General features: G+C 71.9%; 20 protein-coding genes. 15 read left to right on the top strand and 5 right to left on the bottom strand.

Annotated features, from left to right (window positions below; all coding sequences use genetic code 11):
* The first annotated feature begins 155 nt into the window (after positions 1 to 155).
* Together smc and C7C45_RS05125 are read left to right on the top strand one after the other, a co-directional pair.
* Complete coding sequence (smc, locus tag C7C45_RS05130; protein ID WP_110562449.1) at positions 156 to 3,770, top strand: chromosome segregation protein SMC; 3,615 nt, start codon at positions 156 to 158, stop codon at positions 3,768 to 3,770.
* Positions 3,770 to 4,390, top strand: coding sequence for an HAD family hydrolase (locus C7C45_RS05125; protein WP_110562448.1), 621 nt, complete (start codon positions 3,770 to 3,772; stop codon positions 4,388 to 4,390). Before smc ends, C7C45_RS05125 begins: the two co-directional genes overlap by 1 nt.
* A 7-nt stretch (positions 4,391 to 4,397) precedes the next feature.
* Here the strand turns inward: C7C45_RS05125 and C7C45_RS05120 are convergent, their stop codons facing one another.
* The 5 genes from C7C45_RS05120 to C7C45_RS05100 form a co-directional block, all read right to left on the bottom strand.
* The gene (locus tag C7C45_RS05120) at positions 4,398 to 4,928 is read right to left on the bottom strand and encodes a DinB family protein (RefSeq protein ID WP_110562447.1); all 531 of its coding nucleotides are present in this window, start codon (positions 4,926 to 4,928) and stop codon (positions 4,398 to 4,400) included.
* 65 nt (positions 4,929 to 4,993) lie between these two features.
* Positions 4,994 to 5,488: a universal stress protein gene (locus C7C45_RS05115; RefSeq protein ID WP_244200245.1), complete on the bottom strand. Its 495-nt coding sequence runs from the start codon at positions 5,486 to 5,488 to the stop codon at positions 4,994 to 4,996.
* Between the two features lie 9 nt (positions 5,489 to 5,497).
* Entirely contained in the window at positions 5,498 to 7,117 is a 1,620-nt protein-coding gene (locus C7C45_RS05110) for an MDR family MFS transporter (protein WP_110562446.1), read from the bottom strand.
* A gap of 148 nt (positions 7,118 to 7,265) precedes the next feature.
* Entirely contained in the window at positions 7,266 to 7,706 is a 441-nt protein-coding gene (locus C7C45_RS05105; protein ID WP_184182349.1) for a MarR family winged helix-turn-helix transcriptional regulator, read from the bottom strand.
* A gap of 10 nt (positions 7,707 to 7,716) precedes the next feature.
* Positions 7,717 to 9,444, bottom strand: coding sequence for an alkaline phosphatase D family protein (locus C7C45_RS05100; RefSeq protein ID WP_110562445.1), 1,728 nt, complete (start codon positions 9,442 to 9,444; stop codon positions 7,717 to 7,719).
* Positions 9,445 to 9,594: 150 nt separating this feature from the next.
* Between C7C45_RS05100 and ftsY the strand changes: the two genes are divergently transcribed.
* The 13 genes from ftsY (at position 9,595) to C7C45_RS05035 (ending at position 24,987) form a co-directional block, all read left to right on the top strand.
* Positions 9,595 to 10,776, top strand: coding sequence for a signal recognition particle-docking protein FtsY (gene ftsY / locus C7C45_RS05095; RefSeq protein ID WP_110562444.1), 1,182 nt, complete (start codon positions 9,595 to 9,597; stop codon positions 10,774 to 10,776).
* A gap of 6 nt (positions 10,777 to 10,782) precedes the next feature.
* Positions 10,783 to 11,646: an aminoglycoside phosphotransferase family protein gene (locus C7C45_RS05090; RefSeq protein WP_208641066.1), complete on the top strand. Its 864-nt coding sequence runs from the start codon at positions 10,783 to 10,785 to the stop codon at positions 11,644 to 11,646.
* Positions 11,647 to 11,921: 275 nt separating this feature from the next.
* Positions 11,922 to 13,334: an ammonium transporter gene (locus C7C45_RS05085; RefSeq protein WP_110562443.1), complete on the top strand. Its 1,413-nt coding sequence runs from the start codon at positions 11,922 to 11,924 to the stop codon at positions 13,332 to 13,334.
* Positions 13,335 to 13,359: 25 nt separating this feature from the next.
* Complete coding sequence (locus tag C7C45_RS05080; protein WP_172862163.1) at positions 13,360 to 13,698, top strand: P-II family nitrogen regulator; 339 nt, start codon at positions 13,360 to 13,362, stop codon at positions 13,696 to 13,698.
* A gap of 16 nt (positions 13,699 to 13,714) precedes the next feature.
* A complete protein-coding gene (locus tag C7C45_RS05075) occupies positions 13,715 to 15,991 on the top strand; it encodes a [protein-PII] uridylyltransferase (RefSeq protein ID WP_110562442.1) in 2,277 nt (758 codons plus the stop codon).
* A 509-nt stretch (positions 15,992 to 16,500) separates the two neighbouring features.
* Positions 16,501 to 17,673, top strand: coding sequence for a sensor histidine kinase (locus tag C7C45_RS05070; RefSeq protein WP_244200244.1), 1,173 nt, complete (start codon positions 16,501 to 16,503; stop codon positions 17,671 to 17,673).
* Positions 17,670 to 18,326: a response regulator transcription factor gene (locus tag C7C45_RS05065; protein ID WP_110562440.1), complete on the top strand. Its 657-nt coding sequence runs from the start codon at positions 17,670 to 17,672 to the stop codon at positions 18,324 to 18,326. Before C7C45_RS05070 ends, C7C45_RS05065 begins: the two co-directional genes overlap by 4 nt.
* Before the next feature lie 124 nt (positions 18,327 to 18,450).
* The gene (ffh, locus tag C7C45_RS05060) at positions 18,451 to 20,010 is read left to right on the top strand and encodes a signal recognition particle protein (protein WP_110562439.1); all 1,560 of its coding nucleotides are present in this window, start codon (positions 18,451 to 18,453) and stop codon (positions 20,008 to 20,010) included.
* 68 nt (positions 20,011 to 20,078) lie between these two features.
* Entirely contained in the window at positions 20,079 to 20,657 is a 579-nt protein-coding gene (locus tag C7C45_RS05055) for a Uma2 family endonuclease (RefSeq protein ID WP_110562438.1), read from the top strand.
* Between the two features lie 18 nt (positions 20,658 to 20,675).
* The gene (locus C7C45_RS05050; RefSeq protein ID WP_110562437.1) at positions 20,676 to 21,755 is read left to right on the top strand and encodes an amidohydrolase family protein; all 1,080 of its coding nucleotides are present in this window, start codon (positions 20,676 to 20,678) and stop codon (positions 21,753 to 21,755) included.
* Positions 21,756 to 22,246: 491 nt separating this feature from the next.
* Entirely contained in the window at positions 22,247 to 23,653 is a 1,407-nt protein-coding gene (gene proS / locus C7C45_RS05045; RefSeq protein ID WP_110562436.1) for a proline--tRNA ligase, read from the top strand.
* A 1-nt stretch (position 23,654) separates the two neighbouring features.
* Positions 23,655 to 24,311 carry a ribonuclease FAU-1 family protein gene (locus tag C7C45_RS05040; RefSeq protein ID WP_280101369.1) on the top strand — a complete coding sequence of 219 codons (657 nt, stop codon included), beginning with the start codon at positions 23,655 to 23,657 and terminating at the stop codon, positions 24,309 to 24,311.
* A 103-nt stretch (positions 24,312 to 24,414) separates the two neighbouring features.
* A complete protein-coding gene (locus C7C45_RS05035; RefSeq protein WP_110562435.1) occupies positions 24,415 to 24,987 on the top strand; it encodes a hypothetical protein in 573 nt (190 codons plus the stop codon).
* Positions 24,988 to 25,022: the final 35 nt, after the last annotated feature.

Below are 25,022 nucleotides of genomic sequence, written 5' to 3'. Positions count from 1 at the left end.
TTCTCGCGGCCGACGGAACAACAGCGCGTCCTCGACCGACGCGACCCGGGGCGGGTCGCGTGCCGGCCCGCTTCCACCTCCGGGTTAGTCTGCGAGTTCACCCAGGTCCCCACAGCCGGCGACGGTACGGCGGCCACCGGACGAGGATCGAGAAGGTGTATCTCAAGAGCCTGACGGTGAAGGGGTTCAAATCCTTCGCCTCCGCCACGACGTTGAAGCTGGAGCCCGGGATCACCTGCGTGGTGGGCCCGAACGGCTCGGGCAAGTCCAACGTCGTCGACGCCATCGCCTGGGTCCTCGGCGAGCAGGGCGCCAAGGCCCTGCGCGGCGGCAAGATGGAGGACGTCATCTTCGCCGGCACGGCCGGCCGGGCACCGCTGGGTCGCGCCGAGGTCACCCTCACCATCGACAACACCGACGGCGCGCTGCCGATCGAGTACACCGAGGTCTCCATCACCCGCCGGATGTTCCGCTCCGGCGAGAGCGAATACGAGATCAACGGCAACACGTGCCGCTTGCTCGACATCCAGGAACTGCTCTCCGACTCCGGCATCGGCCGGGAGATGCACATCATCGTCGGGCAGGGTCGGCTCGACGGCATGCTGCACGCCAAGCCGGAGGACCGCCGGGCCTTCATCGAGGAGGCGGCCGGCGTCCTCAAGCACCGCAAGCGCAAGGAAAAGGCCCTGCGCAAGCTCGACGCGATGCAGACCAACCTCAACCGGCTCACCGACCTCACCGCCGAGCTGCGCCGCCAGCTCAAGCCGCTCGGCCGGCAGGCGGAGGTGGCCCGGCGCGCCGCCGCCATCCAGGCCAACCTGCGCGACGCCCGGCTGCGCCTGCTCGCCGACGACCTGGCCACCCTGCGTACCACCCTCGACCGGGAGATCGCCGACGAGACGGCGCTGCGGGAGCGGCGCGAGCAGATCGAGGGCGAGCACGCCGAGGTGCAGGGCCGGCTCGGCGAGCTGGAGGCCGCCCTCGCCGAGGACGCTCCGCTGCTCGCCGCCGCCCAGGACACCTGGTACAAGCTGTCCGCCCTGCAGGAACGCTTCCGTTCGATCGAGCAGTTGGCCCGGGAGCGGCTGCGGCACCTCAGCACCAGCGGTGACGACGAGCGGCCCGGCCGCGATCCGGACCAGCTGGAGGCCGAGGCGGAACGCGTCCGCGAGCAGGAGGAGGAGCTGCGCGCGGCGCTCACCGACGACCAGATCCGGCTGGCCGAGGCGGTCGAGCACCGCCAGGAGCTGGAACGGCAGCTCGCCGCCGCCGAGCGGGAGCTGGTCGCCGCGGCCAAGGCCATCGCCGACCGGCGGGAGGGGATGGCCCGGCTCACCGGCCAGGTCAACTCGGCTCGAGCCCGGACCACCAGCGCCGGTGAGGAGATCGAACGGCTCGCCGTCGCGCACGCCGACGCGTTGGGTCGCGCCGAGCAGGCGCAGGCCGACCTGGACGCGGTGGCCGCCCAGTCCACCGAGGCCGACCGCGACAACGCGGACCTCGACGCCCGGCACGCCGAAGCCGTCGCCGTGCAGGAGCGGGCACAAGCCACCGTGCGATCGCTGGCCGACGCCGAGCGGACGGCGGAGAAGGACGCCGCCACCTGGAAGGCACGGGAAGAGGCGCTCGCACTGGGTCTGCGGCGCAAGGATGGCGCGGGTGCGCTGCTCGCCCGCGCTGGCGACGTACCGGGCCTGCTCGGCAGTCTCGCCGGGCTGCTCACCGTCGCGCCGGGCCACGAGGCCGCGCTGGCCGCCGCGCTCGGCGGCCTCGCCGACGCGGTCGCCGTCAGCGGGGTGGACGAGGCCGTCGAGGCGATGCGGCTGCTGAAGATCTCCGACGCCGGCCGGGCTGGCCTGCTCGTCGGCAGCCCGGCGGGGCCCGGCATGACCGGCTCCGCGGACGCGCTGCGCCCGAAGCTGCCCGATGACGCCCGGTGGGCACCCGACCTGGTGGAGTGCAGCGCGGAGCTGCGTCCGGCGGTGCACCGGGCACTGCGGGACGTGGCCCTCGTCGATGATCTCGCCGCCGCTGCCGAGCTGGTCGCCAGCAACCCCGAGCTGCGGGCGGTCACCCCGGACGGTGACGTGGTCGGGGCGTACGCGGCGGCTGGCGGGTCGGCCAAGGCGCCCAGTTACATCGAGGTGCAGGCCGCCGTCGAGGAGGCCCGTACCAACCGGCTCACCGCCGAGCGCGGTGGCGCGGAGCTGCGGGACCAGCTCGTCGAGGCGCGCGCCGAGGTGGCCGCCGCGAAGGAGGCCGTGCAGCACGCCGCCGCGGAGAAGCGCGAGGCGGAGAGCCACCGCAACGCCGCCGCCCGCCGGCTGGCCGAGCTGGGCGCGGCAGCACGTTCCGCGAAGGCGGAGACCGACCGCCTCGGCGAATCCCGGGCCCGCGCAGAGGCGGCCCGGCAGCGGGACCTCACCACGCTGGAGGAGTTGGAGGAGCGGCTGCGGCTGGCCGAGGAGACCCCGGCCGACGCCGAGCCCTCCACCGAGGAACGGGACCAGCTCGCCGCCATGGTGCCGCAGGCGCGGCAGAACGAGATGGAGGTCCGGCTCGCGGTGCGTACCGCCGAGGAGCGTGTCTCCTCGATCGCCGGGCGGGCCGACTCGCTGGCGCGGCAGGCCACCGCGGAGCGGGCCGCCCGGGAACGTGCCGCGGCCCGCCGGGCCGCGCGGACCCGGGGCGCGGGCATCGCCCGGGCCGTCGCCGGCGGTGCCCGGGAGGCGCTCACCCGGCTGACCACCTCGATCGCGACGGCCGAGGAGCACCGCGACGCCGTCGCCCGGGAACGCGCCGCCCGCGAGGCGGAGCTGCAGGAGGTACGCGGGGCGGCCAAGCGGCTCGGCGCGGAGTTGGAGCGGCTGACCAGCCAGGTGCACCGCGACGAGGTCGCCCGTGCCGAGCAACGGCTGCGTATCGAGCAGTTGGAGGCGAAGGCTGCCGAGGACTTCGGGTTGGACGTGGAGACGCTTGTCGCCGAGTACGGCCCCGCGCAGCCCGTCCCGCCGACCCAGGTCGATGTCGCGATGGCCGAACGGGACGGCCTGCCGGTGCCGGAGCCGGTGCGCTACGAGCGGCCGGTGCAGGAGAAGCGGGCCGCCAAGGCGGAACGCGAGTTGGCCCTGCTCGGCAAGGTCAACCCGCTCGCGCTGGAGGAGTTCGCCGCGCTGGAGGAGCGCTACAAGTTCCTCTCCGAGCAGTTGGAGGACCTCAAGGCCACCCGTCGGGACCTGCTCACCGTGGTCAAGGACGTGGACGAGCGGATCCTGGAGGTCTTCGCCCACGCGTTCGAGGACACCGCGCGGGAGTTCGAGCAGGTGTTCACCGTGCTCTTCCCCGGTGGCGAGGGCCGGCTGATCCTCACCGACCCCGACGACCTGCTCACCACCGGTGTCGAGGTGGAGGCCCGCCCTCCGGGCAAGAAGATCAAGCGGCTGTCGCTGCTCTCCGGTGGCGAGCGGTCGCTGACCGCGGTGGCCATGCTGGTGGCGATCTTCCGCGCCCGGCCCAGCCCGTTCTACATCATGGACGAGGTGGAGGCGGCCCTGGACGACGTGAACCTGGGCCGGTTGATCACATTGCTGGCACAGTTGCGGGAGAAGAGCCAGCTCATCGTCATCACGCACCAGAAGCGGACGATGGAGATCGCCGACGCGCTCTACGGCGTGACCATGCGCAGCGGCGTCACCCAGGTGATCAGTCAACGGCTCAACCGAGCCGACGAGGACGACCAGCGGCACGGCCGCGGCGAGGAGAACGGGTAGTGGCTCGGGAACGCGCGACGGCGCTCCTGCTGGACTTCGACGGCGTACTGCGTCGGTGGGACCCGGCGGTGGCCGCCGTTGTCGAGCGGGAGTACGGCCTCTCCGAGGGGGTGCTCGGCGAGATCGCCATGCAGTGGGGGCGGCTCCAGCCGGTGCTCACCGGCAAGGTCAGCCACACCGAGTGGATGAGCAGCGTGGCGGACGCCCTGACCGAGTCGGTGGGCAGCCCGGATCGGGCCCGCGCTGCCGTCGAGCAGTGGCAGAGCTACCGGGGAGAGGTCGACCAGGAGGTGCTGGCGTTCGTCCGGGAGGTCCGTGCGGCGGGCGTCCGGGTCGGGCTGGGCACCAACGCCACCGACCTGCTCGACGCCGACCTGGCCGCGCTCGGCCTGGTCGGCGAGCTGGACGTGGTGGTCAACTCATCGGTGGTCGGCGTGCACAAGCCCGCCCCGGAGTACTTCCAGGCCGCCTGCGTGGCCCTGGCCACCCCGCCGGCCCGGGTCCTCTTCGTCGACGACGAGGACTGGGCCGTGCGGGGCGCTCGGTCCGCGGGGCTGTCGGCGCACCGCTGGGGCGGCCACGCCGACCTGCGCTACCTGCGGGCGGCGCTCGACTACTGAGCGCTGGTCAGTCGCCGGTGACGCCGTCGATGCGTTCCCGGATCAGGTCGGCGTGACCGTTGTGCCGGGCGTACTCCTCGATCATGTGCAGGTAGACCCAGCGGACGTTGAGCTCGTCGCTGGTGCCGTCCCGGCGGGGCCGTACGAAGGTCCGGTCCAGCGGCAGGCCGGCGGCGGCCTTACGGGCGGCCTCCACCTCGGCGGCGAAGGTGGCGAAGGCGGCCTCCGCGTCGGCCCCGGCGACGGCGTTGAGGTCGGCGTCCGGGTCCTCATCGTCGTCGAAGAGGCCGGTGATGTCCTCACCTGCGGCGCGGATGCGGAACCACCAACGCTCCACGTCGGCCATGTGCCGCACCAGCCCGAGCAGCGTCAGCCCGGAGGGCTCCACGCTGGGCGTCCTCAGCTGCTCGGCCGTCAGGCCGGCGCACTTGAGCAGCAACGTCTGCCGGTGGTAGTCGAGCCAGCCCTCCAGCAGGGTGCGCTCGTCACCGACGTAGGGCTCGTTCTGGCGGTCGATCTCGGGTGCTCTCCAGGTCATCCGACCATCCTGTCGGTACCCACCGACATCGGCGAGCCCATTACCGCCGGGCCGGCCCGTGCGCGTCAGGGAACGACGACGACGGGCCAGTGGCCGGTGCGGACCAGGCGGGTGGCGACCGAGCCGACCAGCCGGTGACCGGCCTGCTCGGAGGCGCCCACCACGACCATGTCGGCCTGGAACTCGTCGGCCGCCGCGCACAGTTCGCCGTACGCGTCGCCGCGCCGGAACAGGAAGGTCACCGGGATGCCCCACTGCTCGGCCCCGCGCCTGCACTCACGACGCAGATCGTCGGCCAACTCGTCGTTGGTGCGCTGGATCGCGCCGGCGTCCATGCCGGGCACCAGCGCGGACAGCCCGCTCGCCGAGCTGACGAAGACCACCACCAGGGCGGCCCCCTGGCGGCGGGCCAGGCCGGCGGCGTAGGAGCCGGCCCGCTCGGAGGTGCGGGTGCCGTCGACACCCACCATGATCACCCGAGGGCCGTCCGTACCCCGTTCGAAGGGCAGCGGGCGGGTCCGGGGGCCGTACTCCTCGCGGTCCGGTGCTCCCACGCTCATGCTCCTACCTCACCTCTGCTCGCCGGTGCGGACCACTGCGGCACCAGCGTCGGCGGCGCGGGTCGATTCCCGCTCGGCCTCGCTGGAAACCGGGTTGCCGTTGTGTTGCCGCAGCGGGACCTCCTTGATGAAGATCACCGCGATCAGCGCGACCAGCGCGAAGGGCGCGGCGGTCAGGAAGATGTCACCGGCGCCGTGGCCGTACGCGCTCTCCACCACCGCCCGCAGCGGGCCGGGCAGGGTGTGCACGTCGGGCAGGGTGCCACCGCTGCCCGAGCTGGACGCGGGGATGCCGAGCTGGGCCAGGCCGTCGGCGGTGTAGTCCTTGACCTTGTGGGCGAGCACCGCTCCGAGCGCGGAGACGCCGATCGCGCCGCCCAGGCTGCGGAAGAACGCCACCACCGAACTGGCCGCGCCGAGCTCGTGCGGGCCGACGGTGTTCTGCACGGCGAGGACCAGGTTCTGCATGGTCAGACCCAGACCGACGCCGATCAGCAGCATGTAGACGCTGAGCACGGTGAAGCTGGTGTCCGCGCGCAGCGTGCCCATGAGCGCGAAGCCGATGGTGAGCAGCGCCGAGCCGGCCACCAGGAACCGCTTCCACCGGCCGGTCTTGGTGATGATCCGCCCGCCCACCGTGGAGGCGACCAGCAGGCCGAGGATCATCGGCAGGGTCATCAGGCCGGACATCGTCGGGGACTCGCCACGGCTGATCTGGAAGTACTGGCCGAGGAAGATCGACGCGCCGAACATGCCGACGCCGACCGCGATGCTGGCGATGACGGCGAGGGTGATGGTGCGGTTGCGGAACAGCCGCGGCGGGATCATCGGCTCGGCCACCCGGGTCTCGACCCGGATCGCCAGCGCGCCGAGGAGCAGGGCACCGACCACCATGACGGCGGTCTGCCAGGAGGCCCAGGCGAACTGGTTGCCGGCGAGCGAGACCCAGATCAGCAGCACCGAGACGGCCGCGGTGATCAGGGTGGCGCCCCACCAGTCGATCTGCGCCTTCCGCTTGACCACCGGCAGGTGCAGGGTCTTCTGCAGCACGATCAGCGCGACGATGGCGAACGGCACACCGACGTAGAAGCACCAGCGCCAGCCGAGCCAGGAGGTGTCGACGATCACGCCGCCGATCAGTGGTCCGCCGATGGTGCCGACGGCCATCACGGCGCCGAGGTAGCCGCTGTAGCGACCCCGCTCACGCGGCGCGATCATCGTCGCCATGATCACCTGGGCGAGCGCGGTGAGGCCACCGGCGCCGATGCCCTGCAGCACGCGGCAGGCGATCAGCTCGCCGGTGCCCTGGGCGAGGCCGGCCAGCACCGAGCCCAGCACGTAGATCCCCAGGGCGAGCTGCACCAGCGTCTTCTTGCTGGTCAGGTCGGCCATCTTGCCCCAGATGGGGGTGGTCGCGGTGGTCGCGAGCAGGGCCGAGGTCACCACCCAGGTGTACGCGGACTGTCCGCCGTGCAGTTCGGTGATGATCCGCGGCAGAGCGTTCGAGATGACCGTGGAGGAGAGGATCGCGACGAACAGGCCCAGCAGCAGGCCGGAGAGCGCCTCCAGGATCTGCCGGTGGGTCATGTTGACGGCGGTCGCCTGGGTGGGCGCTGTCGCCTGGCTCATCGTTTGTTGCCTCCGAGCGGAGTAGAGGTGGAGCGGCGGCGGGCTGGGTACGCGGGTCGCCTGAGAGTTGCCTGAAGCAACCGTATGCCTTGGTTGCCTTGAGCAACAACTTGTGGGGGCGGCGCCCTATTCCCTGCCGTCGGGGGTGCTACTGCCAGGAATCGTTGAAGCGGCCGAGCAGCCGGGCGAACTCCTCCACGTCCCGGTCCGGCCAGCCGTCCAGGGCACGGACGAATTCGCCCAACCGGGCGTACCTGGCCACGTCGAACCGGCGCTGGCCCTCATCGGTGAGGCTGATCTGGGCGGCCCGCCGGTCGCTCGGATCCGGATCACGGTGGACCAGGCCGAGCACCTCCAGCGCGTTGATCTGCCGACTCAGCGTCCCCTTGCCCACGCCCAGCCGCGACGCCAACTCGGTCAACCGGATCGACCCACTGCGGCGCAGCCAGAGCAGCAGCCCGTAGGTGTTCGGCTCAAGGGTCGGGTGCACCTCTCGGGCGATTTCCCACGAAACCGCCCGCCCACGACGCAGCAGGGCGGTCAGCTCGTGCTCGACCGCCCGGATCGGTTCCGGCAGGTGCTCATCCACGGCGTAGAGACTACGGCGACGTTGCTCGATCGGCACCGGAGAGTCGGCGGTGCATCACCGGGCGTAGGTGACCGTCACTCGTGGTGCCCTCGATGGTCACCTCGGCCCCCCGGCCCCGATGGGTCAGCGTGGCGACGGCGTTGCCGAAGTACGGCCCGGCCAGCCTGTGCCAACGCACCTTGGGGCGGCGGACACCCGCCGAGCGGGCCAGCGCCCGGGTGGCCCCCGCCGGGCCGGACGACCAGCCCAACCGCATCAGCGGACGGATGCCGGCCGGCACCTGGTTGTGGATCGGCGAGCAGGTGAGTTGATGCACCGGAGTGACCACCGCCGGGTCGAGGAACCGGGCCCGCGCCACGTACGAGTGGTGCACATCCCCGGAGAGCACACTTATCGACGCCGGCGGGGCGTACGCCGGCCCGGCGCCGACCCGAGCGCCGGACTGCCCCGGGGTGCCGGTGCCGATCCGGGCGAACGTCTCCGCGAGCGCGTCGAAGGAACGCCGGAACGCCGCCCAGTGCTCCAGGTCCAGTGCGCGGCGCAGCTTCTCCGCCCCCCGCGCCACCCAGGGGCGACGCGATTCGGCCAGCTTCTCGTTCCACGCCTCGATGTGGTGGATGCCCTGCGGAAGCAGCCAGGGCAGCGAAGCGCCGACCACCAGATGGTCGTAGACGCCGTGCGCCTGGTCGAGGAACCAGGCCCACTCGCCGGGCGGCAGCATGGCCCGACTGCCCGCATCGAGCACCCGGCTGCACCGGTTGTCCAGCATGACCAACCGGGTCCGGCCCAGGTCCAGGGCGTAGCTCCACTGGTACTGCACTGCGCGCCAACGTTCGGTGTCGTGCGCCACGTCCGACTCCTGATCGACCCGGTGCCCGAACTCACGCAGCACGCCGGTGGCGTCCTCGGCGGCGGCGACCTTGGCGAAGACCGGATCGGTGGCGACCTCGTCCGGGGAGAGGTTGCCCAGGTGCTGGTAGACCCAGTACGAGGCGAGCCCGCTGCCGATCCGCTCCTGCCACCACGGCTGCTCGCGCACCTCCGCACGCCACGCCGCCGAGGTGTTCCAGTCGTCGATGATCTCGTGGTCGTCGAAGATCATCACGCTCGGCACGGTGGAGAGCAGCCAGCGGATCTCCGGATCACGCCAGGACTCCAGGTAGAGCTTGGTGTACTCGTCGAAGCTCACCACCTGGTCGGCCGGGGCGTCCTTCGGACGCCGCCGCCGCCGACGCAGCAGCCGGCGCACCGTCGGCGAGGTGACGTCGGCGTAGACCTGGTCACCGAGCAGCACCAGCAGGTCAGGAAGCGGGTTCGACTCCGGGTCGGCCATCAACCGCCGGGCGTACGCGTCCAGGGCGTCCGGCGGCAGCTTCCGGGTGGTGGCGTGCTGGGTGGTCTCCCGACACGAGCCGAAGATCAGGCTGACCGGCTGGTGCCGATCATCGGCGGCCCGGGTGCGGATCACACTCGGCGGGAAACCGGTGCTCGGCACCGGCCAGACCACCTCATCGTCGACCAGCACCTCGTAGGTGGTCTCGCTGTCCGGAGTGAGCCCCTCCACCACCACGAGGGCGTAGTGGTGGTCGTACGCCGAGAAGGTGGGCGCGGTGCCGGTGGCGCCGCCGGCGGTGCGGACCGTGACCACGGCGGGCGCCGCCGTCTCCACCCAGACGGTGGCCCGGGTGTCCACCACTCGCCGCAGAAGTGGGCCGATGAGCAGGTGTGCGGCGGGCATGCGGCCGAGCCTACCGCCGCTGCCTGGCACCTCCCGGGGTGCGGTGGCTGAGACTCCGGGCAGCGCTCGGTGAGCGGTGGCTGGGACTCTGAGCACCGCTCGGTGAGCGGTGGCTGAGACTCCGCCGTCGGCATCTGACAGGATTCCGGCATGGCCGAATATCTCGTCCTCGCTCTGGTCCTGCTCGGTGTGCTGATCGCCGGCACAGTCGGGCTGGTCGTGCCGCGTCTGCGGCGGCGGCCCGAGCCCCCGCTGCCACGCACCGAGGTCGACACCCGAGCTGAGGAAGATCTCGCCGGCCCGCCGGTCGAGGCACCGGAGTCGGATCTGTCCACCGGTGTCCTGGTCGAGCCGCCACCCGTGCTCGAGGCAGCCGTGGAGGTGCCCGAGCCGACCGCCGGGCGGCTGGTGCGGCTCCGCTCGCGACTGTCCCGCTCGCAGAACGTCTTCGGCAAGGGCCTGCTCGGCCTCCTCGCCCGCGACCACCTCGACGAGGACGTCTGGGAGGAGATCGAGGACAGCCTGATCACCGCCGACGTCGGCGTCGACGCCACCCGCGACATCGTCGACCGGCTCCGCGAGCGCACCAGGGTGCTCGGCACCCGCTCCGCCGCCGAGCTGCGGGCACTGCTCGCCGCCGAGTTGGTCAACGCGCTCGACCCGAGCCTGGACCGGTCGCTGCGGACCGCCCCGAAGGACGGCGTTCCGGCCGTGGTCCTGGTCGTCGGCGTCAACGGGGCCGGCAAGACCACCACCTGCGGCAAGATCGCCCGGGTGCTGGTGGCCGACGGCCGCAGCGTGCTGCTCGGCGCCGCGGACACCTTCCGGGCCGCCGCCGCCGACCAACTGGAGACCTGGGGTTCGCGCGTCGGCGCGGAGACCGTCCGTGGCCCCGAGGCCGCCGACCCCGCCAGCGTCGCCTTCGACGCCGTGAAGCGCGGCATCGACACCGGCGTGGACACCGTGCTCATCGACACCGCCGGCCGCCTGCAGAACAAGGTCGGCCTGATGGACGAGCTGGGCAAGGTCAAGCGCGTGGTGGAGAAGCAGGGCCCGATCGACGAGACACTGCTCATCCTGGACGCCACGACAGGGCAGAACGGCCTGGAACAGGCCCGGGTCTTCACCGACGTGGTCAACGTGACAGGCGTGGTGCTGACCAAGCTCGACGGCACCGCCAAGGGCGGCATCGTGATCGCCGTCCAGCGCAAGCTCGGCATCCCCGTGAAGCTGGTCGGCCTCGGCGAAGGCAAGGACGACCTGGCCCCGTTCGACCCGGCGCAGTTCGTCGACGCGTTGCTGGGGACCGAGGCCACCGGACGGGACGCGTAGTCTCGGGTGACCAGCGACGACCGCGCCTACGCGGGCTGGCGCGAGCCCGGCCACCCTTCGCAGCGCCTCGGGAGACCGTACGTGACTTCGCAGGAGATCCCGCTGCACGGCGGCAACGTGAGCACCGTCGTCCGCGTCGGCGACACGGTCCGCCGCAACGCCGGGCCGTGGACACCGTCCGTGCACGCCCTGCTGCGGCACCTGGAGTACGTGGGCTTCACCGGCGCCCCACGAGCGCTCGGCATGGACGAGCGCAACCGTGAGGTCCTGTCGTACCTGGAGGGGGAGTGCGGAGAATATCCGCTCGCCCCGCACTGGGTGACCGACGAGGCGCTGGTCACCGTCGCCACCATGCTGCGGATGTTCCACGACGCGCAGTACGGCTTCACTCCGCAACCGGGGGCGGTCTGGCGTTCGTTCGGGCCCCCGCCACCGGACACCGAGGTGATCTGCCACCACGACGCCGCGCCGCACAACGTGATCTGGCGACCGGACGGCACCCTCGGGCTGATCGACTTCGACCTCGCCTCGCCCGGAGCACGGATCTACGACGTGGCGTACGCGGCCTGGACCTGGGTGCCGATCTTCGCGGACCGGGACTCGATCACGCTGGGCTGGAAGCACCCGGACCGGCCGCGCCGGCTACGGCTCTTCGCCGACGCGTACGGGCTGATCCCCCGGGACCGGCACCGCCTGATCCGGACCATCCGCAAGAGGATCGTGGACCACGTGGAGGGGATCCGCCGAATGGCCGCCGCCGGTGAGCCGGCGTTCGTCCGGATCGTGCACAAGGGTCACCTGCGCCGACCGATGCGTGATCTGCGGCTGCTCGACTACGAGCGGCACGCCCTGGAGAACGCCCTCCGCTGAGCGCCGACCGGTCGATGCTCGGCCGGTCCCGGCAAGCGGACCGGTCAATGAGCGCGGCCGGTCAGCCATCGACGTTCGCCGTCCAGGTGATCCACCACCGTCCATGCCGCTGAGTGTGCGGAGTTCGTGACACGTACGAAACAACCCGTCACGAAACGGAAACCCGCACGGGACCTCGGGTGAAACAGCCGGCCGCGAAGCTTCCGCGCAACCGGCCTACGGGCGACGCTGCCCCGGAAAGCCGCGAAGGAGGACTTCACCTTTAGGAGGCCAGCGTGCCTGAAGCACCGACGATCGACGGCGCCAATACCACTTGGCTGCTGGTTTCGACCGCGCTCGTGCTGCTCATGACCCCCGGACTGGCGCTGTTCTACGGCGGCCTCAACCGGGCCAAGGGCGTACTCAACATGATGATGATGAGCTTCTCCGCTATCGGGCTCATCTCTATTCTGTGGTGGTTCTACGGATTCAGCGTCGCCTTCGGGACCGACGTGAACGGCTTCTGGGGTGACCCGGGCGCGTACCTCGGCACCAAGACGTTCCTCGCCGAGACCGACCTGTGGGGTGCCACGGCGGAGAACCCCAGCGGCATCGGGGTTCCGCTCTACGTGTTCATGGCCTTCCAGATGGTCTTCGCGGTGATCACCGTCGCGCTGATCAGTGGTGCCATCGCCGACCGGGCCAAGTTCGCCGGCTGGCTGCTGTTCGCCTTCGGCTGGGCCACGCTCGTCTACTTCCCGGTCGCGCACTGGGTGTGGGGCGGCGGCATCATCGGCGGTGACATCCACGCGCTGGACTTCGCCGGTGGCACCGCGGTGCACATCAACGCCGGTGCGGCGGCCCTGGCCGTGGCTCTGGTGCTCGGTAAGCGGCTCGGTTGGCCGCGCGAGGGCATGAAGCCGCACAACATCCCGCTTGTCGCGCTCGGTGCGGGTCTGCTGTGGTTCGGCTGGTTCGGGTTCAACGCCGGTTCGGAGCTGACCGTCGACTCGGTCGCCGGCCTCGCCTTCATCAACACCCAGCTCGCCACGGCGGCGGCGGTGCTCGGCTGGATCGCGGTCGAGTGGGTCAAGACCCGTAAGCCGACCATGGTCGGTGCCTCGTCCGGCGCCGTCGCCGGCCTGGTCGCCATCACCCCGGCCTGCGGTTTCATCGCCCCGTGGGCGTCCGTCCTGCTCGGCATCGTCGCCGGTGCCGTGTGTGCGCTCGCCGTCAGCCTCAAGTACAAGCTCGGCTACGACGACTCCCTCGACGTGGTCGGCGTGCACTTCGTCGGTGGCTGGATCGGCTCGCTCTGGCTCGGTCTCTTCGCCACCAACTCGGTCAACGCCGCGATCAGTGACGTGGTGGGTGCCTCCGACGGTCTCTTCTACGGGGGCGGCGTCACCCAGCTCGGGCGGCAGGCCCTCGCCGGTCTGATCGTCACCGTCTGGTCGTTCGGCATCGCCTGGGTGCTCGCCTTCGTCATCGAGAAGACGATCGGGTTCCGGGTGAAGGCCGAGGCCGAGGTCGAGGGCATCGACATCGGCGAGCACGCCGAGAGCAGCTACGACCTGTCCCCGGCCGGCGGCGGCACGGGCAGCGCGTTCGCCATGGCTGGCATCGGCACCCCCGGTGGCGGCACGACGAGTAGCGCCAAGCCGGAGGCGGAGCCCGCCGAGCCGGTCAGCGAAAAGGTCGCCGGTTAACGTTCCTGGGATGGAGGGGTTGGACATGAAGCTGGTGACCGCGGTCATCAAGCCGTACCAGCTGGACGCGGTGAAGGAGGCCCTGCACGCCCTCGGGGTGGCCGGGCTGACCGTCAGCGAGGTTCAGGGGTACGGGCGGCAGAAGGGGCACACCGAGGTCTACCGGGGTGCCGAGTACACGGTCGAGTTCCTGCCCAAGATCCGGGTCGAGGTGCTCACCGACGAGATCGACGTCGACAAGGTCGTGGACGCCATCGTCGGGGCAGCCCGGACGGGCAAGATCGGTGACGGCAAGGTCTGGGTCACCGGTGTCGAAGAGGTCGTCCGGGTTCGTACCGGCGAACGCGGCCTAGACGCACTCTGATCGCGCCGAGACTGACATGACCTCGTTGATCAAGAAGAACGCGTCAGGGCACGCCGGTGACGGCGACGCGAACCTCTTGGTCAACGAGGTCGTCGGCGTTCCCAGGGGGATCGGCGAGGCCGCTCGGCTGGCACGGGCCGCGGCCTACGACTCGTTTCTGCGCGGGTTGCTGGCCGGGCGGGACGGGGTGGCACTGCTCGCTGTCGGGGGGCTGGGTCGGCGGCAGTGTGCTCCGTACAGCGATCTCGACCTGGTTCTGCTGCACGCGGGCGTGCCGGGCACGGACGAGTTGGCCGCCTCGATCTGGTATCCGATCTGGGACGCGGGCCTGCGGCTCGACCATTCGGTCCGTACCGTCGCCGAGGCTCTCTCGGTCGCCCAGGACGACGTCAAGGTCGCCCTCGGGCTGCTCGACGCCCGGCTGGTCGTGGGCGACCAGGCGCTGGCCGACGCGTTGATCCGCACCGCCGCCGATCATTGGCGGCGCACCGCCGTACGTCACCTGCCCGGCCTGCGGGAGGTCACCGCCGCCCGCTGGCAGGCCCACGGTGAGCTGGCGTTCCTGCTGGAGGGCGACCTCAAGGAGGCCGCCGGTGGCCTGCGCGACGTGGGTCTGCTGCGGGCGATCTCCGCCGCCGGCATCACCGACGCGCTCCGCCCGGCCGTGCGCGCCGCCCACCTGCGCCTGCTGGACACCCGCGACGCCCTGCACCAGCAGGTCGGCCGACGGGTCGACCGGTTGGTCGCCCAGGAGCGCGACGGAGTCGCCGCCCTGCTTGCTCTCGAGGACGGCGACGCCCTCCTGCGGCGGGTCGCCGGTGACGCCCGCACGGTCAGCCACGCTCTGGATGACGCGTTCCGTGCCGCCGAGCGGCTGCGCTCCGGCCGGTCCCGAGGCGGCAACGGTCGCCCGGTGCGCCGCCCGGTGGCCCGCGACGTGGTCGAGCACGACGGCGAGTTGGTGCTGGCCCGGACGGCGATCGGGGCACGCCCCGACCCGAGCCTCTCGCTGCGGGTGGCCGCCGCGGCGGCGACGACCCGACTCCCGATCGCCCGGGCCACCTGCGAGTGGCTGGCGGCCTACTGCCCGCCGCTGCCCGCGCCCTGGCCGGCTGAGGCCCGGGCCGCGCTGACCACCCTGCTCGGCGCTGGTCCCGGCCTGGTGCCCGCCTGGGAGACCTGCGACCGGTACGGGCTGGTCGACGGCTGGCTGCCCGAGTGGACCCGGCTGCGCAGCCTGCCCCAGCACAACCCGGTGCACCGCTACACCCTCGACCGGCACCTCGTGCAGGCCGCTCATGAGGCCAGCCGGCACGCCCGCGAGGTGGAACGCCCCGACCTGCTGCTCCTCGGTGCCCTCCTGCACGACATCGGCAAGGGCCTCACCGGTGATCACAGCACCGTCGGTGTGCCACTGGCCCAGGCGGTGGCGACCCGGATCGGTCTGCCACCCAGCGAAGTCGCACTGATCGGCACGCTGGTCCGGTTGCACCTGCTGCTGCCCGACGTGGCCACCCGCCGGGACCTGGCCGACCCGGTCACCATCGCCTCGGTGGCCGAGGCGGTCGGCGACACCGGCACCCTCGACCTGCTGCACGCGCTGGTCCGTGCCGACGCGGCGGCGACCGGGCCGGCGGCCTGGTCGGACTGGAAGGGCCGGCTCGTCGCCGAGCTGGTCGCCCGGGTCCGCACCGCACTCGACACCGGCGTGCTGCCCGAGCCCCCGGCTCCGGACCCGGAGCTGCTGGCCGGGCCACTGCCAGTCGTCCACCTGACCGGGGACCGGGTGTCGGTCGCCGCGGCCGACCGGCGGGGTCTGCTCGCCACGGTCGCCGGCTGCCTGGCCCTGCACCGACTGGAAGTGATCTCCGCGGACGCGTCCGTGGTCGACGGCCGGGCCCTGGTCGAGTGCCGGGTGCAACCCCGCTACGGCCTGCCGCCGGATCCGGTGTCGCTCCGTGCCGACCTGCGCCGGGCGGTCGGCGGTGACGTGTCGGTCACCCAGCGCCTGCGCGGCCGTGCGCTCGCCGCCCGCGGCGGCGGTGCGGCCCCCCGGGTCGTCTGGCACCGCGAGGCGGCCACCGACGCGGTGCTGCTGGAGTTGCGCGCCGCCGACGCCGCCGGGTTGCTCTACCGGGTCACCTGCGCGCTCGACGACGTGGGAGCCCTGGTCCGGGCGGCCCGCATCTCCACACTCGGCGCGGACGTGGTGGACGCCTTCTACCTGGTCGGCGGCTGGCCGGACGACGACGCCCGAGCACGCCTGGAAGCCGCGGTCCTCGCCGCCGTCTGATCCCACGCCCGCTGCTGGGCGGCTGTGCGGCCCTCGCCGGGCGGGCTGCCCCGCACGGCTTGGCGGTCCTGCGGGTTGCCGGTCTCTGCGGCTCGCGGCTGCGGTGGTCGGTCCTGAGCGACCGGAGCGCGCTCCGCGCGAGCCAGCTATTCGCTGTGAGCGGTATGACTCTGAGGCATATTTATACCTCTGTGTCATATCGCTCACGGGGGTGTCCGCCGCCACCGACCGTTCCACTCCGGAGCCCGCTGATCCGCCTCGTTGGCGGGGTGACCGCCGCCGCCTGAAGTCGGAGGCCAGGCCACGAGCAGGAAGAGACGTGGCGGGAAGGGTGTGACGGGGAGCATGGCCCGGAAGCGCGGCCGGGGAAGCATGGCCCGGAAGCGCGGCCGGGATGCGTGGCCGGGCGTGCGGCCGAGGGGTGGGGCAGCGGGTACGTCGGGGAGCGTAGGTGCGGTCCCGCTCGTGGACGCACGCCGAGGCCCGTCGGCGCGGGCAGAATGACGGCCATGTGGCGCGGGGATCAGCGGGGATGGCGGTGGGCGGCGGCGGACGTCGCGCTCGCCCTGGCGCTGCTCGTCATCGGGCTATTCGGCACCGGCCTGGCCGGCGACGACCAACCCGGATCGAGGCCGGTGGACGCCGCCTGTCGGGTGTTGATCGTGGTCGCCGCGCTGGCCCTGACGGCGCGGCACCGGGCGCCGGCGGCGGTCCTCGCCGTGGTCAGCGTGGCCACCACGATGTACCTGGTGATCGGGTACCCGTACGGGCCGATCCTGCTGACGCTCCTGGTGGCGGTGTACACCGTCGCGGCACGGTTGCCGGTGCGCCCGGCGGCACTCGCCACCGGTGGCGCATTCGTTCTGCTCCTCGCGCACGTCATCGTCTCCCTCGGCTCGGCCTCCGGTTGGACGGCGGTGCTGCCCACGTCGGCCTGGGTGGTCGTACCGTTCGCGGTGGGGGTGGTGGTGCGGGTCAACCGCGAGACGGCCGCGCGCAGCCGGGCCGAGGAGGCCCGCAGTCGCGCCGAGCAGGCTCGGCGGCAGACCGACGAGGAGCGGTTGCGTATCGCGCAGGAGGTGCACGACGTGGTGGGGCACGGGCTTGCCGCGATCAGCATGCAGGCGGAGATCGCGCTGCACCTGCTGCCGAAACGACCCGAGCAGGCGGAGACCGCGCTCACCGCGATCAGTCGGACCAGCCGGGAGGCGTTGGACGAACTCCGGGTCACCCTGGGCGCGGTACGGCAGGGCGCGGAGCGTGGTCCAGTGCCCGGCCTGGCCCGGCTCGCGGCGTTGCGCGACCGGCTCGCCGGGGCCGGCCTCGCCGTCGAGCTGCACGTGGTCGGCGACCCTCGGGAACTGCCGGCGGCGGTGGACCTGGCCGCGTACCGGGTGGTGCAGGAGGCGTTGACGAACGTGCTGCGTCACGCTGGGGTTTCCGACGCCGAGGTGACCGTCGACTACCGGGCCGACGAGCTGACCGTCGAGGTCACCGACCGGGGGACCGGCGCGGCCGGCGACGGGATCGATCTGGCCGCCGACGGTGACGGTGTCGGCGGGCACGGTCTGGCCGGGATGCGGGAGCGGGTCGCGGCGCTGGGTGGGCGGTTGACCACCGGGCCGCACGCCGGGGGCGGGTTCCGGGTCTCCGCCCGGCTGCCGCTGGAGTCGACCGCGTGATCCGGGTGCTGATCGCCGACGACCAGGACCTGGTCCGGCTCGGTCTGCGCGCGCTGGTGGAGAGCGAGGACGACCTGGCGCTGGCCGGAGAGGCGGCCGACGGGCTGCGGGCGGTCGAGCTGGCGCGTCGGGAACGGCCGGATGTGGTGCTGATGGACATCCGGATGCCCGGCATCGACGGCATCGAGGCGACCCGGCGGATCGTCGCGGACCCCGACCTGACCGGTACGCGGGTGGTGGTGCTGACCACCTTCGAGCTGGACGAGTACGTCTTCGACGCGCTGCGGCACGGTGCGAGCGGGTTCCTCACCAAGGACACCCGACCGGCTGAGCTGCTCCGGGCGATCCGGTTGGTCGCTGAGGGGGAGGCGCTGCTGTCGCCGTCGGTGACCCGACGGGTGGTGCGGGAGTTCGCCACCCGGCCGTCCCGGGTGCTTCGTCCGCACCCCCGGCTGGACGCGCTCACCGACCGGGAGCGTCAGGTCGTCGGCCTGGTCGGGGAGGGCCTGAACAACGAGGAGATCGCCGTACGGCTGGTGGTCAGCCCGGCGACCGCGCGGACCCACGTCAGCCGGGCGATGGGCAAGCTGGGAGCCCGGGACCGGGCCCAGCTCGTCGTCTTCGCGTACCAGTCGGGGTTGGTGTCAGAGTGACGGCCGCGGCGGGCCGGGCCGGGCGACAGCGGCCCCGCGGCCGGGCGGCTACCCTAGCGGTGGCCGGACTCCGCAGTGCCGGCCGCGTTGTGCCCGCCGGAACACTGACAAACGGGATGTTCGCGTGTTTGACACCTTGAGTGACCGCCTGTCCGGGATCTTCACCAAGCTCCGCGGCAAGGGGCGGCTCACCGACGCCGACATCGACGCCACCGCGCGCGAGATCCGCCTCGCGCTGCTGGAGGCGGACGTCGCGCTGCCGGTGGTCAAGGGCTTCATCGCGGCCGTCAAGGAGCGGGCCCGCAGCTCCGAGGTCTCGCAGGCGCTGAACCCGGCCCAGCAGATCATCAAGATCGTCAACGAAGAGCTGATCAGCGTGCTCGGCGGCGAGGGCCGGCGGCTCCAGTTCGCCAAGCAGCCGCCGACGGTGATCATGCTGGCCGGTCTCCAGGGTTCCGGTAAGACGACTCTGGCCGGCAAGCTGGCCCGCTGGCTGAAGGGTCAGGGGCACCAGCCGCTGCTCGTCGCCGCCGACCTCCAGCGCCCCAACGCCGTCGGGCAGCTCCAGGTGCTCGGTGGCCGGGCTGGCGTCGAGGTGTACGCCCCGGAGCCCGGCAACGGCACCGGTGACCCGGTGCAGGTGGCCCGCGCGTCGATCGAGCACGCGAAGCGGGCGGCCCGCGACATCGTCATCGTCGACACCGCCGGCCGGCTCGGCATCGACGCCGAGATGATGCAGCAGGCCGCCGACATTCGCGACGCGGTCCAGCCGGACGAGGTCATCTTCGTCATCGACGCGATGGTCGGTCAGGATGCCGTCCGCACCGCCGAGGCGTTCCGCGATGGCGTCGGCATCACCGGCGTGGTGCTCTCCAAGCTCGACGGCGACGCCCGTGGTGGTGCCGCGCTGTCGGTCCGCGAGGTGACCGGGCAGCCGATCCTGTTCGCCTCCACCGGCGAAAAGTTGGAGGACTTCGACGTCTTCCACCCCGACCGGATGGCCAGCCGGATCCTCGGCATGGGCGACGTCCTCACTCTGATCGAGCAGGCCGAGCAGGCCTTCGACTCCGATCAGAAGGAGAAGATGACCGCCAAGCTGATGGGCGGCGAGCAGTTCACCCTGGATGACTTCCTCGACCAGCTCATCGCGGTGCGGCGGATGGGCCCGATCGCCAACGTGCTGGCCATGATGCCCGGCATGGGGCAGATGAAGGACCAGCTCTCCGAGCTGGACGACAGCCACTTCGACCGGGTCACCGCGATCATCCGGTCGATGACCCCGGGCGAGCGGACCAACCCGAAGATCATCAACGGGTCCCGCCGGGCGCGCATCGCCAACGGTTCCGGGGTCACCGTGATGGACGTCAACCAACTGCTCAACCGCTTCGCCGACGCGCAGAAGATGATGAAGCAGATGGGCGGCATGATGGGCCTGCCCGGCGGTGGCCGGCGCAAGGCGACCAAGTCGCCGAAGAACAAGCGCAAGGGCACCAAGGGTGGCGGTCGTCCGCGTACCGGTGCGGGCGCCGGGCTGCCGGGCGGCTTCCCCGGCGGCATGCCGCAGCTCCCGCCGGGCCTGGACCCGAACGACCTCGCCGGTGGCCAGGGCCTGCCGCCCGGCTTCAAGCTTCCGAAGATCGACTTCAACAAGCTCGGCAAGGGCGGCGACAAGGGCCCGCGCTGACGCGTGTCGGTGACGGCGGGCGACATCACCCTTGCTTAGGGTGATGTCGCCCCCTGGAAGGAGATGTCATGACCGCAGCCCCGATCCTGCCGGAGCGGCACGAGTGGACGGTCGACGATCTCGGCGAGCTGCCGAAGGACCTTCCGTACGAACTGATCAACGGAAGGTTGATCGTGCCGTCCCCCACACCGCTGCATCAGTTCATCTGCGGTCGCGTCATGTTCGCCCTGGAACTCGCCTGCCCGGACGACTTCTTCGTCAGCATGGACCAGTCGCTGTCGATCGACCGCCGTAACGAGCCACGACCGGGCGTGGTGGTCATCCGTGTCGAGCAGGCCAACCGGTCACCCGTGCCGGTGCAGGATGCCCTGCTCGCGGTCGAGGTGATCTCGCCGGACTCCACTATTCGTGACAGGCGCGAGAAGGTTCGCATCTACGCCAACGCCGGCGTCGCCGCGTACTGGGTGATCGACCCGTTGCGGGAGAAGATCACTTTCACCGAGCTGCTGCTCAGCCCCAAGGGCGGCTACGAACCCAGCGTGGAGACCGATGGCCTTGTCACCATCGACCGCCCATGGAAGGTGATATTGGACCTGCCGGCGTGGACGCGCCGCCGACAGGAGGTCCTCGAACGGGCGAAGAGGTGATCGGGTAGGACTGTGCGCATGGCTCTTCATGTGCGCGGCGTGCTGCTCCCCGACGACGAGGTCCGGGATCTCTGGCTGGTCGGCGACCGGGTGACCTTCACCCCGGTGCCCGGTGCGGAGACCGTCGTCGACGGCGGTTTCGTGCTGCCGGGGCTGGTCGACGCGCACTGCCACATCGGCATCGCCCGAGGTGGCGCCCCGATCACCTCCCTCGACCAGGCCCGCGAGTTGGCCCACGTCGACCGGGACGCCGGGGTGCTGGCGATCCGCGACGCCGGCTCGCCGTACCCGTACCCCGAACTGGACGACGAGTCGGACCTACCGCGACTCGCCCGCGCTGGCCGGCACGTCGCACCGCCGAAGCGCTACCTGCGCGACATCGGCGTGGAGGTCGGCGCGGCCGAGGTCGCCGCGACGGTGGCCGCGCAGGCGCGGGCCGGCAACGGCTGGGTGAAACTGGTTGGCGACTGGATCGACCGGGGCGTGGGCGACCTGGCACCGGCCTGGGACGCGGACACCCTCACCGCGGCCGTCCGGGCCGCGCACGACGCCGGGGTACGCGCCGCCGTGCACACCTTCTCCGAGTCCGCTGTCGAGATCATGGTGCGGGCCGGGGTGGACTCGGTGGAGCATGGCACCGGGCTGAGCCTCGACCTGATCGACGAGATGGCCCGTCAGGGCACCGCGCTGATCCCCACGATGATCAATATCGCCACCTTCGGGGGCATCGCCGAGCAGGCGCGGGCCAAGTTCCCCGGGTACGCCGAGCACATGCTCGCGCTGCGCGACGGTTTCCCCGACGTGGTGCGTGCCGCCCACGAGGCAGGCGTGCCGATCTACGTGGGCACCGACGCCGGTGGCGGCATCGACCACGGGCTGGCCGCAGAGGAGATGTTGCTGCTGCACGAGCAGGCCGGCATGGCGCCCATCGACGTGCTCGCCGCCGCATCCTGGGGCGCCCGGGAGTGGCTCGGCTTCCCCGGCCTGGTCGAGGGCGGCCTCGCCGACCTGACCGTCTACCCCGAGGACCCCCGTAGTGACCTGCGCGTCGTCCGCGCCCCCGCCCGCACGATCCTGCGCGGCCAAGTGATCCGCTGACCCTGCCCCACGCCGGTCCTTGCCCCGCGCCCGCGCCCGCCCTGTGTCCGCGCCTGCCCGCTGGCTGGCGTGATCCACTCCGTTTCGCCGATGTGGCGGTATCTCGCAACACGGATACCGCCACATCGGCGACATGGAGTCGATCACGTCCGAGTCGACCCCTCGCCGACCCTGGGTGAGCCCGAGGAGACGACCCACCCCACCCCCCAGGGAACAAACCGGACACGAGCGCGATCTTGTTGTCTGCGGACGTACGTGTTCTGCGCGCTGTGCGCGTCTTGCCGGGTCTGCGTGCCACGTGGGTCAGCGGGTGGGCTGGGGTTGCGGCGGTGAAGAGGTGTACGGCGAGGTCGGCCAGGGCCGGGGCGGTCTGCTCGATCGGGGTGCGGGCGGCGCGAGGAGGGGGCGGCGCAGCGCACGGGCGGGTCGCTGGACACGACGGCGACTCCCGGGCGCGGTGGTCGTCCGCGTGGCGCATAGGATGTGCGGTCATGGCACGCGTGCTCACTCCCCGTGCGGAGGATTTCCCCCGCTGGTACCAGGACCTGATCGCCAAGGCGAAGCTGGCCGACAACGGCCCGGTCCGCGGCACCATGGTCATCCGTCCGGCCGGCTACGCCATCTGGGAGCGCATGCAGCTCGAGATGGACGCCCGGATCAAGGCGGCGGGTGCGGAGAACGCGTACTTCCCGCTGTTCATTCCGGAGAGCTACCTCAAGCGTGAGGCCCAGCACGTCGAGGGCTTCTCGCCGGAGTTGGCGGTCGTCACGCACGGCGGTGGCAAGCCGCTCGCCGAGCCGGTGGTGGTGCGCCCGACCAGTGAGACGGTCATCGGCGAGTTCATGGCCAAGTGGATCGACTCGTACCGGGATCTGCCGCTGCTGCTCAACCAGTGGGCCAACGTGGTCCGGTGGGAGCTGCGCCCGCGGATCTTCCTGCGTACCAGCGAGTTCCTCTGGCAGGAGGGGCACACCGCGCACGCCACCCGTGAGGACGCCCGGGCGTACGCGCGGCGGATCCTGCACGAGGCGTACGAGGACCTGATGGTCAACGTGATCGGCATTCCGGTCGTGGTGGGCCTGAAGACGGCGCGCGAGCGGTTTGCCGGCGCGACCGCCACGTACACCTGCGAAGGCATGATGGGTGACGGCAAGGCGTTGCAGTTGGGCACCAGCCACGAGCTGGGCCAGAACTTCGCCAAGGCGTTCGACATCAGCTACTCCTCCAAGGAGGGCGGCCGGGAGCACGCCTGGACCACCTCCTGGGGCACGTCGACCCGGATGCTCGGTGGCCTGATCATGGCGCACGGCGACGACAACGGTCTGCGCGTGCCGCCGAAGCTGGCGCCGATCCAGGCGTACGTCATGGTGGTCAAGGACGGCGACGGCGTGGGCGAGGCGGCGGCCAAGCTGCGCGACGGCCTGCGCGACGCCGGTGTCCGGGTCGCGCTCGACGACCGGACCGACACCCCGTTCGGCCGCCGGGCCGTCGACGCCGAGCTGCGCGGCTACCCGGTACGCGTCGAGGTGGGCCCCCGCGATCTGGCCGCCGGCAACGCGGTGGTGGTGCGGCGGACGGACGGCTCGAAGTCGCCGACGCCGGTGGCCGACGTGGTCGGTGCGGTGCTGGCCGCCCTGGAGACCGACCAGCAGGTGCTGCACGACCAGGCGCTGGCCAACCGCGAGTCGCGCACGGTGGAGGTGGCGACCCTCGCCGAGGCGATCGAGGCAGCCGCGACCGGTTGGGCCCGGGTGCCGTGGTCGGCGGTCGGCGTGGCCGGCGAGGCCGAGGCGAACGGGCAGGGCGTCACGGTGCGCTGCCTGCTGCGTGCCGACGGCTCGGTGCCGGACTCGGAGGACGAGCCCGGCCTGGTCGCCATCCTCGCCCGCGCCTACTGAGGTGACCGTCGACCGCTTCGAGCCAGGTCGGCTGATCCTGCACCGGAACGTGCGACGGGGGCGGATCGGGTGGGTCCGGCCGGCGCGGGTCGTCCTCGACGACGAGCGGGGGCTGCTGCTCTGGATCGCGGAGGGCTCGCCGGTGGCGCACGAGGTCAACGGGGTCGGCCTGACCATGCGGCGGCTGCCGTTCGCCGACTGGATCACGCCGACGTACCAGCTCGCAGAGGGGCGCTGGAACGGGCCGCCGCTGTTGAAGTTTCTGCCCACCGGGGCGGCGCACTCCGTCTGGTGGTTCCGCGACGCGGCGGGCCGGTTCAGCCACTGGTACGTCAATCTGGAGGAGCCCGGCGTCCGCTGGGACGACGGTCCGACGGCTGGCGTCGACGTCATCGACCAGGACCTGGACGTGCTCGTCGCCTCGGATCGCACCTGGCAGTGGAAGGACGAGGACGAGTTCGTCGAGCGGCTCGCCTTTCCGGAGGACTACTGGGTGACCGACGAGAAGGCGGTCCGCGCCGAGGGGGAGCGGGTGATCGGCCTCGCCGAGGCGGGCGTGTTCCCGTTCGACGGCACCTGGTGTGACTACGCCCCGCCGCCGAACTGGGGCGTACCGGATGGGCTGCCTGCCGGTTGGGATCGCCCACCAGTCCGCTGACCTGCGTCGATTACCCTGTGTCATCCTGCGGACATAGGGCGTGGTGCGAGCGGTGTGACGGCCTAGGGTTCAGGCAACGACACCACCAGTGGTGGGAGGCCCGATGGCCGACCAGATCAACACCTTCTCCGACCTGCAGGCCCGCGCCGGCGTGATCCTCGCCCGGCTGAACGCCGCTCCCGCCGTCGCGATCGCGGCAGCCACGAATCCACTGCTGGCCGTCGAGCACCTCGGCTACCAGTTCAACCCCGACACCCGTACCGGTATCGGTGACCGCATCCGGCTCGGACCGACCGCCGCCGAGAAGCTTGCCGAGCTGCGTACGACGATCGCTCGGCTGGTCGATCGCCAGGTCGACCCCGACGACGGCCCGGCCGTCCGCCGGCTCCTGACCGACCTGGGTGTGCTTCCGTGCTCCGACGGCGATGAACCGGATACCGACCCGCCGCGCTGGCAGCCCGGCGGTGCCGGCCCCGACCCGCTGGAACCGCTCCGGGACCGACACCCGGTGCTGGACCCGCTCCTTGAGTACCGGCGGATTTCCGCCCGCCGGCCGAGGTTCGCACCCCCACGGGCCTTCGCCGCGATCCTCAGCGGTGCGGTGACCACACCGTTGACGGCGGTGACTGGCCGGCTGCAGTCGCCGGACCCGGAACCCGACACCCACCCTCGCTGACCAACGGGCGGCCCGTCGCGCGGCGACGGCTGCCC

This window comes from Micromonospora arborensis (assembly GCF_003205615.1).
GTDB lineage: Bacteria > Actinomycetota > Actinomycetes > Mycobacteriales > Micromonosporaceae > Micromonospora > Micromonospora arborensis.
Note: the sequence above shows the minus strand (reverse complement) of the source record. Positions and strands in the feature narration are given on the sequence as shown.

Coding starts and splice junctions, on each gene's coding strand:
- C7C45_RS05120 (WP_110562447.1), bottom strand. CDS start 4,928: ATGACCTGGAGAGCACCCGAGATCGACCGCCAGAACGAGCCCTACGTC.
- C7C45_RS05055 (WP_110562438.1), top strand. CDS start 20,079: ATGACCGCAGCCCCGATCCTGCCGGAGCGGCACGAGTGGACGGTCGAC.
- C7C45_RS05035 (WP_110562435.1), top strand. CDS start 24,415: ATGGCCGACCAGATCAACACCTTCTCCGACCTGCAGGCCCGCGCCGGC.
- C7C45_RS05075 (WP_110562442.1), top strand. CDS start 13,715: ATGACCTCGTTGATCAAGAAGAACGCGTCAGGGCACGCCGGTGACGGC.
- C7C45_RS05110 (WP_110562446.1), bottom strand. CDS start 7,117: ATGAGCCAGGCGACAGCGCCCACCCAGGCGACCGCCGTCAACATGACC.
- C7C45_RS05070 (WP_244200244.1), top strand. CDS start 16,501: ATGTGGCGCGGGGATCAGCGGGGATGGCGGTGGGCGGCGGCGGACGTC.
- C7C45_RS05100 (WP_110562445.1), bottom strand. CDS start 9,444: ATGCCCGCCGCACACCTGCTCATCGGCCCACTTCTGCGGCGAGTGGTG.
- ftsY (WP_110562444.1), top strand. CDS start 9,595: ATGGCCGAATATCTCGTCCTCGCTCTGGTCCTGCTCGGTGTGCTGATC.
- C7C45_RS05115 (WP_244200245.1), bottom strand. CDS start 5,488: ATGAGCGTGGGAGCACCGGACCGCGAGGAGTACGGCCCCCGGACCCGC.
- C7C45_RS05080 (WP_172862163.1), top strand. CDS start 13,360: ATGAAGCTGGTGACCGCGGTCATCAAGCCGTACCAGCTGGACGCGGTG.
- proS (WP_110562436.1), top strand. CDS start 22,247: ATGGCACGCGTGCTCACTCCCCGTGCGGAGGATTTCCCCCGCTGGTAC.
- C7C45_RS05050 (WP_110562437.1), top strand. CDS start 20,676: ATGGCTCTTCATGTGCGCGGCGTGCTGCTCCCCGACGACGAGGTCCGG.